Source organism: Luteitalea sp. TBR-22, from assembly GCF_016865485.1.
Lineage (GTDB): Bacteria > Acidobacteriota > Vicinamibacteria > Vicinamibacterales > Vicinamibacteraceae > Luteitalea.
In genome coordinates this window covers 1,203,661-1,217,238 of record NZ_AP024452.1, presented here as the reverse complement: position 1 = coordinate 1,217,238, position 13,578 = coordinate 1,203,661, and the positions used below count along the sequence as shown (strand labels likewise).

The window sequence follows — 13,578 nt, the reverse complement described above, 5'->3', positions numbered from 1 at the left end:
CGCCTCAGAGCACCACGCGCACGGGCGCGCCGTCGGTGACCATCGTGGTGCCGCTCACGACGACGCGATCGCCGCGCGCCAGACCGCGCCTGACGGTCACCTCGTTGCCGCGCAACTCGCCGATCTCGATGGTCCGCTGGGCCACGCGGGTCGCGTCGCCCTGCCCCTGCACCACGTACACGGCATACCCCGAGGACGCACCGGGCGGGCGCGTGATGGCGGCGAGGGGAATCACGATCTCGGGCGGGCCGGCGTCGGCCTCGCGAAGGCCGACCGAGGCGACCATCCCGGGACGCAGGCGGCCGTCGCCGTTGGCGATCGCGAGCTCGACGTCGAAGACACGGCCGCGTGGGTCGGCAACCGGCGACACGTGGGTCAGCCGCGCGGGGAACGTCACGCCCGGGAACGCGTCGGCCTCGACCTCGACGACCGACTGCCGCACCGTGGCGAGCGCGACGTCCGGGACGCCGAACACCACCTTGACCGTCGTGATGTCGGCCAGGGTGAAGGCCGGCTGCCCGGGCATCGCGAGGGCGCCGACCGAGACCTGCTTGCGGAGCAGGATGCCGTCGAAGGGCGCGACGAGCGTCGCGTCGCCGGCCACCGCCTCCACCTGCCGCACCGCCGCTTCGGCCGCCGTGACCCGCGCCCGTGCCGCCTCCGCGGCCGTCTGTGCCGCCTCGAACTCCGGCCTGGTCAGCGCGTCCTTCTCGAACAGGCCACGGGCCCGCGCCAGGGACCGCTCGGCCTGTGCCGCGGCGGCGGTGGCCTCGGCCAGCTGCGCGCGGCCCTGCTTGACGCGCTCGCCCCCGTCGGTCTGGTCGATCGTCGCGAGCGCCTGCCCCTTGCGCACGGGGTCGCCGTCGCGCAGCGGTCGGCGCACTCCGCCCTCGTCGACCACGCCAAGGGCGCGCACGTAGCCCCCGACGCGGAACGAGAGGTCGACGCGGGTGGCCGCATCGATGGTCGCCGAATAGCGCGTGGTGCCGGAGGCGTGCACCTCGCGCGCCACCGCAACACCCACCGGCGTGATCGGCTTCTCGTAAGGGGTCTCCGCATGACAGCCCCCGATCGTGAGGAGGAAGGCCGTCAGGGCCCACGCGCGCGCGGTGTGCATCATCGGACTCCGGTGACCCGCTCGAACTCGGCGAATGCGGTCCAGAAGGACGTGAGGGCCGCGTCGTGCTGGGCGTCGGCCTCGGCGAGCGCCGCCTGCGCCTGCAGCGCCTCGCGCACGAGGCTGGCTTCGGCGCGGACGCGCTCGTTGGCGACGCGCACCTGCTCGCGCGCCGCTTGCTGGGCGAGCGCAGTGACGTCGATGAACCGCCGCGCCTCGCCGAGCGTGCGCCACGCGGCGCGCACCTCGCGGCGGATGCCCTCGCCCGCCTCGGTGGCCGCCAGGGCGGCCCGATCGACGGCCCGGCGGCTGGCCGCGACCTCGTGGCCGACCCGGCCCCACGTCCACGGCTCCCATTCCAGCAGGACGCCGGCGGTGAACGTCTGCCGAGGGAGCACCTCGACGTTGGCCAGCGCGGCGTAAGTGACGGCCACGCTGATGTCGGGGATGTACGCCTCGCGCGCCAGGTGCACGGCGTTCTCGGCCTGCTGTCGACGCAGCTCCGCCTGCCGGATCTCGCTGCGCGCTTCGAGGGCCCGCGCCTCGGCCTCGGGCAGGCTGGCTTCCGTCGCCCCGGGAGCCGGCAGCGGCGGCACGTCGAAGCCCAGCGCGAGGTCACGTCCCATCAGCGCGTTGAGCTGCTCGCGCAGCGTCACGGCCGCGTCCTCCAGCCGGCGGGCCTCGTGCTCGGCCCGCGCCAGGCGGCTCTGCGCGGTGAGCAGGTCGGCGCCGAGCACGACACGGGCGTCACGGTGCGCCGTCGCCAACCGTACCAGCTCGCGCGCCAGCGCCACCGTCTCCTCGGTGGCCTGCAGCCCTGCCTGCGTGCGCTGCAGCTGGTAGTAGGCCTTGCGGACGCCACTGGCAACCTCGCGCGACTGCGCGTCGATGCGCTCGCGGGCCAGGTCCTGTTCGAGCTGCAAGCCGCGGATGCCGCGCGACACCTTGCGCAGTTGCGTGAGCGGCTGCGCGGCGGTGAGCACGGCCGCCGACAGGAAGCGCGTGTCGCTGCGCACGGTGGTGTCGGTGGGCGGGAAGGGACCGATCGCGCCGAAGCTGCCGAAGGCGCCGGCGGGAAACGTCGCCTCGAGGGGCAGCAGGAACGCGCCTTCGAGCAGGCGCGCCGACAGCACCGGGTACTTGCGCGTCCTGACGGCCGCGATCCGGTCGCTGAGCCCCTCGACCTCGGATCGTGCGATCTGCAGGCCGCGGTTGGCCTCGAGCGCGCGGCTCACGGCGACCTCGATCGACAGGATCTCGCCGGTGCCGCCCGGCTGCGCCGCGGCCGGCGTGACACACGCCGCCACCAGGAGCCATCCGGCCCACGCCCGCGCTGGGATCATTGGCGCGGAATTATATGCACCGCGACGGCTTTTCGACCTGACGAAGTTTGCGGGTCAGAAGCGCCGCGCCGAGACGGCCAGGGCGCCGTCGGTCGTGCGCAACTCGAGGCGGTCGCCGTCCATGCGTGCACGGGTCCCCGACGCCAACGCGGCAAGGAACGCGGCCTCCTGTGCCATGACGCCCTCGCCGGGGCAGGTGCGGCGCGTGGTGGACAGCGTGCCGATCGCCACCGACTCGCCCTCGGCCGTGTAGGTGGCCGCGAAGCGGTTGCACCCCGCCTCCCCCGTCACGCGTCCCTCGGCGCCGAAGGCAAGGGTGACTCGCGTGTCGGCCAGCACGGACACCACCGCCTGCCGCCGGTTGTTGTAGGCGGTCACCTCCCATGTCGTGCCCGCCAGCGACGCCGACTGGCGCGTGAAGGTCGCCAGCACCGCGCCCGCCTCGTCGACGAGCACCAGGCGTCCCTCGTCGAACCGCGTGACGCGCGCCTTGCCGAGCGCCTCGGTGAAGGCGGCCGCCTGTCGCATGCGGGGCTCCCGGCACGCCATGTACGTCGAGGTCAGCGGCCCGACGCGGAACGTCACGCCCTCGCCCGTGTAGTGGCCGCGATAGCTGTTGCAACCGTCGTTGCCGGAGACGTGGTCGGCCTCGAATCGAAGCGTGACCGTGCCCTGCACTGACGGATACCCGGCAAGGGTGGCAAGCGTCCACGCGGAGCCGTCGAGGGTCGGCGACTGCGCCAACGGGATTGCGCCGAGCAGGAGAGCGAAGGCGAGGGTCGACGGCAGCAGGCGCATGACAAGGCTACAGACGCCTGGAGCGCTCTGTCGGTCGGGCTGGCCGTGCTCCGATCCGCACCTCAGCCGTTCGGCGTGTCGTCAGCGACCGTTGGATCGGGTAACGCGGCTTCGGGAGGACCACCCGTTGGTACAAGTTCGCCACGGCTGAGCTGTAGTATCCTCGCCCTCCACTCGAACAGGACGCGTTCGGCGGGACCCGCGGCAGGTCGGCGCGGGCGGAACGGGATGGGCATCGTGAACGTGCGCAATGAAGGCCTGCCAGTGCGAGTCGGCCGTTTTCGCGTCGACTCGATGCTCGGGCGCGGTGGTATGGGCGAGGTCTATCGCGCCTTCGATCCGACGCTGCAGCGCACGGTGGCCATCAAGACGGTGCGCCCAGACCTGCTGACGCCGGAGTCTCGCGCGCGCCTGCTCCGCGAGGCCCAGGCCTGCGCACGCCTGCAGCACCCCAACATCGTCACCGTCCACGACGCGGGCGAGGTCGACGGCCTCGTCTACATCGCCATGGAGTACCTGCAGGGCCGGTCGCTGGCCGATGCCCTGCACGAGCCGGGGTTTGGCTACGCCAGGCGGCTGCGGGTGCTGATCGACATCCTGGGCGCGCTGCAGCACGCACACGCGCAAGGGGTCATCCACCGCGACGTGAAGCCGCGCAACGTGCACTGCCTGCCGGACGGCACCGTCAAACTGGTGGACTTCGGTCTCGCGCGCGCGCCGCAATCGGCATCGCTGACCTCCGACGGGGTGGTGCTCGGCACGCTCCACTACGCGTCGCCGGAGCAGTTGCGCGGCGAGGAACTCGACGCCAGGACCGACATCTTCTCGACCGGGGTCCTGGCCTACGAGCTGTTCACCGGACGCCTGCCGTTCGGGGAGCGCGACGACACGGCGTCGGCCGTGATGCTGCGCGTCATCGGCCAGCCCCCGCGCCCGATGGACACGCTGATCGCCCGCGAACTGCCGGAGCTGGTGGCCATCGTCGAGCGGGCGATGGCCAAGGCGCCCGCCGACAGGTTCGCTTCGGCCGAAGCGATGCGCGTCGCGCTCGAGGGCCTGCTCGAACGATCCACGGCGACGCTGGCCCGCCTCGAATCGGCGAGCGGCGCGACCACCGCGGTGGCGGCGCAGGTGCCGGGGTGGGCCCAGGGCACGACGGTGACCGCCCCCGCCGGCGCGGGCCCTGAGGCCGCACCCGCAAGGGCGTTCCGGCGCTGGTGGCTGGCCGCGCCGGTCGTCCTCGCGCTGGCGGTCGGCCTCGGCTGGTGGACCCGGGCGCGCCACCAGGAGCCAGCTCCCCGCGACGTCGGGGCGCCCCGCGCAACCGCCTCGGCGACCACCGACGCCCCGATCGTCGAGCCAGCCCCTTCGACGTCCACGCCACCGGCAGTCGGCCGCGGCCCGACCGCCACACCTGCCGCGAACGACCCGGTCCGGTCGGAACACGCGGACGAACCTGCGCCGAGCGCCGACGTACCCGCCAGGGCGGCGGAACCGCCCGCGGCGGAGCCGGGGGCGCGCGCGCTGTTCGCGGCGCCCGCCCCGGCGAGCAGCGCGGCGAACGCCGGCGTGCGCTACCGCGTGATCCGTCGCACGGCCGACGGCGCGGAAGCCGACGTCGACACAGCCACCACGTTCCACAGCGGCGACCGCGTGCGCTTCGCCTTCGAGTCCAGCATCGACGGCTACCTGTACGTGGTGCAGCAGGGATCGTCGGGCCGGTGGACGGTGCTCTTCCCCAGCCCGGAGATCAACGGCGGCCGCAATGCGGTGCGGCGCCAGGAACGCTACGTGATTCCCGGCGAGGACTGGTTCCTGTTCGACGAGACGCCGGGCTCCGAGCAGGTGTTCGTGTTCCTGAGCCGCGAGGCGATACCGCAGTTGCCCGGCTTCGACCGGCCCGTGCGCCAGGTCGAGTCGCTCGCCGCCCCGGTCGTCGACGGGCTGCGGCAGCAGGTGCAGTCACGCGACCTCGTCTTCGAGAAACAGCGGTCGCCCGCCGGGTCCGCCCAGGCGGTCAACGCCACGTACGTCGTCAACCGCAGCCAGTTCGGCAAGGCGGTCGCGGCCAGCTTCACGCTGACGCATGTGCCGTAGCCTGCGCCTCCTCCTCGTCGGCACGCTCGCGGTCGCGGCCGCCTGGTTGCCGGCACGCGCCGCGGCACAGGCCACCGAACGGGATCTCGTGCTGTCGAAGTCGCGGCCCCCGGAGCGGCGCGACGTGCCGCGCGGCTACGCGGTGATCGTCGGCGTGGCCTCGTACGCGCACCTCGACGCGTCGAAGCAACTGCGCTTCCCGGAGAGCGACGCCGAGGCGATGTACCGGGTGCTCATCGACCACGCGGGCGGCGCGTTCCCGGCCGAGAACGTCCACCTGCTCGTGGGACGCGACGCGACGCTGGCCAACGTCACGCGCGAGATCGAGGAGTGGCTGCCGTCGGTGGCCCAGCCCAGCGATCGCGTGGTGGTCTACTTCGCCGGCCACGGCTTCCTGCAGGACGGCAAGGGCTACCTGGCGCCCTGGGACGTGCAGCCCGACAGGCTGGCCGAGACCGCGTACCCGATGGCGCGCCTCGGCGAGGTGCTGGCCACGCGGGTCAAGGCGGAGTGGAAGGTGCTGCTCGCCGATGCCTGCCATTCCGGCGCGATCACCGGCGAGACGACGACACCGGCACTCGAGGCGCAGTTCGGCGCGCTGCCGCGCAGCTTCCTCACGCTCACCGCCACGTCGGATCGCGAGCAGAGCTTCGAGGATCAGGGGCTGTCGACCGGCTTCGGCCTGTTCACCTACTTCCTCGTGCAGGCCTTCCGCGGCAACGCCGACAGCGATCCGTGCGACGGGCGCATCACCGCCGACGAACTGGTGACCTTCGTCCGCTCCGGGGTGCGCCGGTACGCGCGCCAGCGCCAGTTGACGCAGACGCCGACGGCCCGCGGCGACTTCGAGCCGGACATGGTGCTCGGGGTCGGCACCGGATGCCTGCCGGGCGCCGACGCGCAAGCGCCGTCGCTGCTCGGCACCGCCATCATCGAGGTCAACACCGACGACGTGGACCTCTACATCGACGGCAGGCTGGTGGGCCGCCTGTCGCGCGAGACCCCGCTGGTCGTGCCGAGCCTCTCGAGCGGGTTGCACGAGTTCCGCGGCGTGAAGGCGGGCTACGAGCCCGACCGCAAGGACGTGATGATTGCGCCCGGCCAGGAGGTGGCCGTGAGCATCCGGATCCGTTACCCGAGGCAGGTCTCCACGCCCGGCCTCGAGGCCGACGCGGAGGGCCAGCGCCTGCTGTACGCGCGGCGGTCGTCCCTCAGCCTCCTGAATCTCGCGCCGGTGGAGCGCAAGCAGAGCGAGGCGGACCTGCGCCGGGCGGCGGCCCTGTTCGAGCGCGCGCTGGTGGCCGACCCCTCGTTCGCCCTCGCGGCATACCACCTGGGACAGGCGCGACACTTGCTGCGCGAGGGCGACGCCGCTGCCCGGGCCTTCCGCACCTCGATTGCGCTCGACCCGTCGGCGCTCGACCCGCGCCTGCAGTACGCGGGAGTGCTGATCGAGCAGGGCGACGCCGACGAGGCCATCCGCCAGCTGACCGAGGCACGACGGCTGAAGGACGCCGACTCCAGTGACGATCTGCACGCGATGCTGGCGCGCGCCTTCTGGGAGAAGGGCGCGTGGGAGCCCGCCGTCGCGTCCGCAGACCTGGCCCTGCTGTGGCGCCCGTCCAACGCGCAGGCGCACCTGTGGAAGGCCGACGCGCTGCGTCACCTCGCGGCCGCCGACAGCGATCCCGGGCGCCAGCGCGCGCGATACGCGGTCGCCCGCGACGAGTACCGCGCGTTCGTCGAGCTGACCAACTTCTCGTCCGGCCTCGGCGCGCGGCTCGCCTTCCACTTCGTCGGACTGGGAGTCGGCCGGCGCGCCCATGCCGACCGGCAAGCGGCCTACGACAGCCTGCGCAGCGCAGGCTTCCTCGGCCTGTGCCTCACCGAGCAGAAGGTGGGCAACCCGCTGCGCGCACGTCAGTACTGTCAACGCGCCCTGCGCCACACGCCGGACGACCCGATCGCGCTGTTCCTGCTCGGCAACGTCAACCGCGACCTGTTCAACGCGCGTCAGTGCTGCGATTGCCTCACCGCGGCGCGCGCCAGCTACGTACGCATGGTTGCGGTGAACCCGCGGCTCGACGAGGCGTCTCACGCGCGCGACTACATCGCGCAGATCGACGACATCGCTCCCCGTGCCGGCTGTGGCACGGCGAGGACCGGACGCTGACGTGCGCGTCGCGGAGGATCACATGAGGAGTGCGCTCGGCATGCTGCTCGTGCTGGCGATGGCGCTGCCGGGGCCCGCCGCGGCTGCGCAGGCCCCGAAGGCCACGGCGGCCGGCCTGAAGATCGTGGTGCTGGCCGGGGAAGACGGCGTCAACATCATCCGGCAGCGCACCGCCGTCGCCCCCCTCGTCGAGGTCCGCGATCGGAACGACCTGCCGGTCGCCGGGGCGCTGGTCACGTTCGCCATCGACACGGGCAAGACGGCCGCCTTCTCGGCCGGCGCGAGGACCCTCACCGTGACCACCAACGCCGCCGGCCAGGCGACGGCCGACGGCCTGGTGCCGCTGGCCAGGGGCGTCGTCAGGATCAACGTCAAGGCGGCGTTCCAGGGCCAGACCGCCAGCACCACCATCGTCCAGACCAACGCTGTCGCGGCGGCAAGCGGCGGCAGCGCTGCGGCGGGCGCCGGCACCGCGGCCGGCGGCACGGCCGCGGCGGGCGCCACGGTGGCGGCCAGCAGCGGCGGCATCTCGGCGACCACCCTGGCGATCGTCGGCGGGGCGGTCGGCGCCGGGGCGCTCGTCGCCACCCAGGTGGCCGGCAAGGACGACAGCGGCACCACGACGACCGGCAACAGCAGCGTCTTCGCCGGGCCGTTCACCGGCGAGTACACCTTCGTGTTCGGCCCCGACGCCCAGGGCCGCACGTGCGCACGCCTCGAGCGCGACACGGGCACGCTGCGCATGGACGTCGCCATCGTCGACAACGCCGTGCAGTCCGGGAGCTTCGCACGGGTCGACAACGCGCAGAACGTCGTCGTCAACAGCGCATGCCCGAACGGTCCACAGACGGGCCAGACCTACCAATGGGGCATGCCGGATGTCGCCGTCACCGGGTCGCCGTCGAGCCTCGCCTTCCGGCAGCAGATCCGCGGCACAGCCGTCGAGAACGGCGTCACGACCATCGTGACGACGACCTTCACCTTCTCCGGGGCCCAGAACGGCGAGATCATCGTCGGTACGTTCACCAAGCAGGTGCGCCTCGAGAACCCGCTCGTCGCGCCCGTGGACAGCACGACGATGACGATGCCGGTGACCCTGACGCGCTCGCGCTAGACGATGGCCACCGTCGGCAGGGGCTCGACTCTCGTCCGCGCGATCGTCATCGCGGGCGGCCTGGTCATGGCGACGGGCACGCTGACCGGCGTGGCCGCCGCGCAGGGGTCGCCGACGCTCACGCTCGAGCAGGCCATCGACGAGGCCCTGGTGCGCAACGACCGCCTGGTGAACCAGCGCGACGTCGCCGAGCAGGCGGCGCTGTCGCTCCGCCTTGCCCGCAGCGGCTTCCGCCCGCGCATCACGCCGCAGGTCTACGGGTCGCTCCTGCGCAGCGACTTCAGCAGCCAGACCTATCGCGTCGACGTGTCGCAGAAGCTGGAAACCGGCACTGAGTTGCGGCTGCGCATGGGCACGCAGTCGTCGCTCATTCCCTCCGACCCGCAGGGCCTCGGCAACGACGTCCTCTTCTACAACGCCGACACGACCGTGAGCGTGAGCCAGCCCTTGCTGCGTGGCTTCGGGCGCAGCGTGGCGCGGCGTGCCATCACCTGGGCCGAGCTGCAGGGCGCCGACGCGGCCAGGCAGCAGCGTCTGCTCGAGCAGCAGGTCGCCGTGGAGGTCGCCACGGCGTACTACACGATCGTCGCGCAGCGCGCCATGGTCGACGCCGCGACGCAGAGCCTGGCGCGCGCCCGCACGCTGGCCGAGGCCTCCGCCGCCAAGCTGCAGGCCGGGCTGGTGTCACAACTCGACGTGCTGCGGGCCCAGCAACTGGTCGCGCAGGCCGACCTGCAGGTGCTCGACGCCAGGGCAGCCGTCGACGACGCGCGCGAGCGGCTGGCGCTGCTGATGGGTCGCTCCGATGCGACGGGCATCGACGTCACCCCGATCATCCCGCCTCCCGCCGCCGAACCCGTGGATCAGGACGCGGCCACTGCGATCGCCCTCGCCAACCGCGCCGACCTGCAGATGCGCCGCGCCGCGAGCGCCGACGCCGGCGAACGCGTGCGCTTTGCGCGCAACCAGCTGCTGCCCCAGGTCGACGTCAACATGTCGCTGACGCGCCAGACCACGTCGCCGACCCTGGCCGGCAGCTTCGGCCTCGACGGATATCGCTTCGTCACGTTCTTCGCGATCGGCATGCCGGTCGATCGCACCGCCGACCAGGTGGAGCACGCGCTGGCGCGCCTCGATGAGGAGAGGCGGATCCGTGAGGTCGCGCTCCTCGAGCGCCAGATCGCCGACGACGTGCGTCGCGCCATCCGTGAGCGCGAGCGCCTCGCGCGCGTCGTCACCTCCACCGAGACGAGTGTCGAGTTGAGCCGCAAGGAACTCGAGGTGGCGCAGCTGCGGTTTCGCACCGGCCTGTCCAACAACCTCGACGTGATCACGGCCGAGGGCGGCCTCCTCCTGGCCGAGAGCCGACGCATCCAGGCGCTCGCAGACGCCGCGGTCGGGCAACTCCGCCTGCAGGCCCTGCTTGGCGTCCTCGATAACCGCGCCGACGGCCGCGCCGGGGTCACGCCGGTGGCCACCGGACTCGCGCGCTGCGCTGCCCCACTGTGCGGGGGCCGATGATGTGGAGCACGGAGATGCCGTCGAGCGTCGCGACGCTGGCCGTCGCGATCATGGCCACGGCCACCGCGGCGTGCGGCACGGGGACCGCGGCCTCAGACGCGCTGGTCGCCACGGTGAGCCGCGCCGACGTCGTCGCCACGCTGACGACGAGCGGCACGCTTCGACCGCGGCAGGCCCTCACCTATCGCTCGCCGGTGCCCGGGCGTGAGCTGGAGATCAGGGAACTGGCAGCTGAAGGCAGCCGCGTCGAGGCCGGCGCCCTGCTGATTCGGTTCGGGACGACGGACCTGGAGGCCGACCTGGAACGGGCGCGGCAGGAAGCACGGCAAGCCGAGCTCGATGCCCAGGTCGCCGACGGCGAGCTGGCCGACGCACGCGCCGCCGTGACGGGCGTCGTCGAGGGCGAAGGTGCCCTGGCGGTGGAGGAGGCCCGCAGCGCCCTGCAGGGCGCCGAGCGGCGGGTGGCGCGCCTGCGCGAGGAGTTCGCTCAACTCAGGCCGCTGCTCGAGCGGGGCTTCATCACGCGCGAGGAACTCGCAAGGACGGGCGACCAGCTGGAACAGGCCGAGCAGGAACTCGCGTTGGCCACCAGGCGTGCCGGCGTGGTGAAGGACGTCACGCATCCGCGCGAACGCCAGCGGGCGTCGCTGCAGCTGTCGCAGGCGGCGGCGCGGCAGGCACAGCTGCGGGCGAAGGCCACCGAGGCGCAGGTCCGGGTGACGCAACTGGCCACGCTCGTCGAGGCTTGCGCGGTGCGTGCGCAGGGCCCGGGCCTGGTGGTGCTCGAGGAGTTCCTCGGCGCCAACCCGCGGCGCAAGGTGCGCGTCGGCGATCGGGTGACCCCGAGCCAGGGCGTCGTGACGATTCCCGAGGTCGCGCGCATGCAGGTGGAGACCTCGATTGCCGAGGCCGACCTGCATCGCGTGACGCCGGGGCAGCGCGTCGCGGTGCGCGTCGAGGCGTATCCCGACGTGCTGCTGCAGGGCACGGTGGCCCGGGTCGGTACGCTGGCCAGCACGGCGATCTCGCGGCCGTTCGAGGAGAAGCGCTTCGACGTGGTGGTGGTCCTCGATGCGGCGGCGGGCGTGGACCTGCGCCCCGAGATGACGGCGCGCGTGGACATCACCGTGAGCACGCGTGCGGGCGCGCTCGTGGTGCCGGTGACGGCCGTGTTCCGGCGACCCACCGGCCTGGTGGCGTACGTCGTCGATGGCCGTGACGTCAGGCCGCAGGCGGTGACACTCGGCGCATCGGACACCCGCGTCGTCGAGATCACCTCCGGCCTGGTGGAAGGCCAGCGCGTCTCGCTCGTCGATCCCGACGGAGCCGCCGAGCGGGCGAGGACGAATGACGGGACGCGCTGACGCCTTCGGCGCGTTGGCCGTGGCGCTGGAGGCGCTGGGACGCTATCCCCTGCGCACCGCGCTCAACGTGCTGGGCGTGGTCCTGGGCGTGGCCGCGGTCATCGCCATGCTGTCGGTGGGCGAGGGCGGGGCTCGTGACGCGCTGGCGCAGGTCGAGGCGCTCGGGATCGACAACCTCGTCGTCCGGCCGGTGGGCGGCCTCGACGCGGCTGGGCGTGTCCGGCGTGGGCTGACGGTTGGCGACGCGGACAGGATGGCGATGCTGGTGCCGGGCGTCGACGCGGTGTCGCCGCTGATCGCCCGACACGGGCTCGCGACCCACGGGGGGCGCGGCACCTCGGCCATCGTGCTCGGGGTGACGTCGGCGTATGCACGCATGCGCCACGGGACGCTGGAGCGCGGACGGTTCCTCGCCCCGAGCGACGAGCAGTCGCGCGCCCACGCGTGCGTGCTCGGCGCCACGGTCGCTGCGGCGCTGTTCGGCTCGGCCGACCCGGTCGGCGCACGGGTCAGGGTGCTCGACGACTACTACCTGGTGGTCGGCGTGCTGGGCGATCGGGCGGCCAGCCAGGCAGCGGGCACGCTGGCCTGGCGCGACGTCCACGCGTCGGTGCTGGTGCCGCTCGCGACGCTGACCGGGCGTTCCCGGGAGGCGGCGCCGCTGCAGGAGGTCCAGGAAATCTGGCTGCACCTGCACGACGGTGCACAGGCCGCGACGGCGGCGCGGGTGGCCGAGCAGGCGCTCCAGTCCCAGCCCGGCCCGGGCACGGCGACCATCGTCGTCCCTCGCGAGTTGCTGGCACGGCGACAGCGGACGCAGCGCACGTTCGCGATCGTACTCGGGTGCGTGGCGGCGATCGGCTTGCTCGTCGGCGGAATCGGCATCATGAACACCATGCTCACGACGGTGGCGGAGCGCACGCCCGAGATCGGCCTGCGCCGTGTGGCGGGCGCCCGCCGCCGCGACGTGCTGCTGCAGTTCCTCGTCGAAGCCGTGGTCATGACGACGGGCGGCGGCGTGATTGGCGTGGGGCTGGGCGTGGCCGCCTCGGCCCTGATCACCAGCCGGGCCGGGTGGCCGACGCACGTCTCCATCCCGGCCGTGCTGATGGGCCTCGGCGTGGCGCTTCTTGTCGGCATCGTGTTCGGCCTCTACCCGGCCCTGCGCGCGGCGGCCCTGCAGCCGGTGGACGCCGTCCGGTACGAGTGAGGGCGTCCCCGATCCCCGATCCCCGATAAGATCCCCCCGTGCCGGCTCCGTGGCGAACCATCGAACTGATCCGCGTCCACGACGGTGGGCGCCGCGAGGACACCGACCGAGCCGCCACCGAGGCGCCGCTCGCGATCCGGGTGCAGGGCGAACCGTTCGTGATCACGATGCGGACGCCCGGCGACGACGCGTCGCTGGCCGCGGGCTTCCTGCTGTCGGAGCAGGTCGTGAAGCACGCCGACGAAATCGCAGGCATCGAGGTCGACCCCGGCGGTGACACCGTGGACGTCCGGCTCGCCGGCGACGCGCCGGCGCGGCTCGCGGCCCGCGCGGCGGAGCGACGGCAGGTCACCGCGACCTCGGCGTGCGGCGTGTGCGGGCGGCCGACGCTCGACGCGCTGCGTACCGACGCGGCGCCGCTCACCGACGGGTGGACCGTGCCAGCCTCGCTGGTGGCGAGCCTGCCCGATCGTCTCCGGGCCGCGCAGGCGGTCTTCGATCACACCGGCGGGCTGCACGCGGCGGGACTGTTTGCGCTCGACGGCACCCTGGTGCACTCGGCCGAGGACGTCGGCCGCCACAACGCCGTCGACAAGGTGGTGGGTCGGCAGGTCCTGGCCGGCGCCGTGCCGCTCGGCACCCACATCCTCTGCGTGAGCGGCCGCGCGTCGTTCGAGCTCGTGCAGAAGGCCGTGCTCGCCGGCATCCCGGTGCTCGTGGCCGTGTCGGCGCCCTCCACGCTTGCGATCGACCTGGCCGAGGAGCGCGGGCTCACGCTCGCGGGGTTCACGCGCGGCGACGGCTTCAACCTCTACACGCACCCGCACCGGATCGCCTGACC

The 13,578-nt window shown here is 73.1% G+C and carries 10 protein-coding genes; 7 read left to right on the top strand and 3 right to left on the bottom strand.

Features of this window, described 5'->3' with window-relative positions:
* Positions 1 to 4: 4 nt before the first annotated feature.
* From TBR22_RS05005 to TBR22_RS04995, 3 genes are read right to left on the bottom strand one after another with little or no spacing between them, the layout of a single operon-like run.
* Entirely contained in the window at positions 5 to 1,117 is a 1,113-nt protein-coding gene (locus TBR22_RS05005) for an efflux RND transporter periplasmic adaptor subunit (RefSeq protein ID WP_239491860.1), read from the bottom strand.
* On the bottom strand, positions 1,117 to 2,460 hold the full coding sequence (locus TBR22_RS05000; protein ID WP_239491859.1) for a TolC family protein: 1,344 nt from the start codon (positions 2,458 to 2,460) through the stop codon (positions 1,117 to 1,119). The genes TBR22_RS05005 and TBR22_RS05000 overlap by 1 nt, the downstream gene beginning before the upstream one ends.
* Positions 2,461 to 2,514: 54 nt before the next feature.
* Positions 2,515 to 3,258, bottom strand: a complete 744-nt coding sequence (locus TBR22_RS04995; protein ID WP_239491858.1) for an META domain-containing protein — start codon at positions 3,256 to 3,258, stop codon at positions 2,515 to 2,517.
* 237 nt (positions 3,259 to 3,495) lie between these two features.
* Between TBR22_RS04995 and TBR22_RS04990 the strand changes: the two genes are divergently transcribed.
* From TBR22_RS04990 to fdhD, 7 genes are read left to right on the top strand one after another with little or no spacing between them, the layout of a single operon-like run.
* Entirely contained in the window at positions 3,496 to 5,355 is a 1,860-nt protein-coding gene (locus tag TBR22_RS04990) for a serine/threonine-protein kinase (protein ID WP_239491857.1), read from the top strand.
* Positions 5,345 to 7,528, top strand: coding sequence for a caspase family protein (locus TBR22_RS04985; RefSeq protein ID WP_239491856.1), 2,184 nt, complete (start codon positions 5,345 to 5,347; stop codon positions 7,526 to 7,528). Before TBR22_RS04990 ends, TBR22_RS04985 begins: the two co-directional genes overlap by 11 nt.
* A 22-nt stretch (positions 7,529 to 7,550) precedes the next feature.
* Positions 7,551 to 8,642 (top strand): hypothetical protein, encoded by a 1,092-nt coding sequence (locus TBR22_RS04980; protein ID WP_239491855.1) that lies wholly within the window; start codon positions 7,551 to 7,553, stop codon positions 8,640 to 8,642.
* Between the two features lie 3 nt (positions 8,643 to 8,645).
* Positions 8,646 to 10,163, top strand: a complete 1,518-nt coding sequence (locus TBR22_RS04975; protein WP_239491854.1) for a TolC family protein — start codon at positions 8,646 to 8,648, stop codon at positions 10,161 to 10,163.
* A gap of 14 nt (positions 10,164 to 10,177) precedes the next feature.
* The gene (locus TBR22_RS04970) at positions 10,178 to 11,527 is read left to right on the top strand and encodes an efflux RND transporter periplasmic adaptor subunit (protein ID WP_239491853.1); all 1,350 of its coding nucleotides are present in this window, start codon (positions 10,178 to 10,180) and stop codon (positions 11,525 to 11,527) included.
* Positions 11,511 to 12,737, top strand: coding sequence for an ABC transporter permease (locus TBR22_RS04965; protein WP_239491852.1), 1,227 nt, complete (start codon positions 11,511 to 11,513; stop codon positions 12,735 to 12,737). Before TBR22_RS04970 ends, TBR22_RS04965 begins: the two co-directional genes overlap by 17 nt.
* 38 nt (positions 12,738 to 12,775) lie before the next feature.
* A complete protein-coding gene (gene fdhD, locus TBR22_RS04960; protein WP_239491851.1) occupies positions 12,776 to 13,576 on the top strand; it encodes a formate dehydrogenase accessory sulfurtransferase FdhD in 801 nt (266 codons plus the stop codon).
* The last annotated feature ends 2 nt before the right edge of the window (positions 13,577 to 13,578 follow it).

Bases quoted from the DNA above. Each gene is read 5' to 3' on its own strand.
- TBR22_RS05005 (WP_239491860.1), bottom strand. From the start codon at position 1,117: ATGCACACCGCGCGCGCGTGGGCCCTGACGGCCTTCCTCCTCACGATC.
- TBR22_RS05000 (WP_239491859.1), bottom strand. From the start codon at position 2,460: ATGATCCCAGCGCGGGCGTGGGCCGGATGGCTCCTGGTGGCGGCGTGT.
- TBR22_RS04995 (WP_239491858.1), bottom strand. From the start codon at position 3,258: ATGCGCCTGCTGCCGTCGACCCTCGCCTTCGCTCTCCTGCTCGGCGCA.
- TBR22_RS04985 (WP_239491856.1), top strand. From the start codon at position 5,345: ATGTGCCGTAGCCTGCGCCTCCTCCTCGTCGGCACGCTCGCGGTCGCG.
- TBR22_RS04980 (WP_239491855.1), top strand. From the start codon at position 7,551: ATGAGGAGTGCGCTCGGCATGCTGCTCGTGCTGGCGATGGCGCTGCCG.
- TBR22_RS04975 (WP_239491854.1), top strand. From the start codon at position 8,646: ATGGCCACCGTCGGCAGGGGCTCGACTCTCGTCCGCGCGATCGTCATC.
- TBR22_RS04970 (WP_239491853.1), top strand. From the start codon at position 10,178: ATGCCGTCGAGCGTCGCGACGCTGGCCGTCGCGATCATGGCCACGGCC.
- TBR22_RS04965 (WP_239491852.1), top strand. From the start codon at position 11,511: ATGACGGGACGCGCTGACGCCTTCGGCGCGTTGGCCGTGGCGCTGGAG.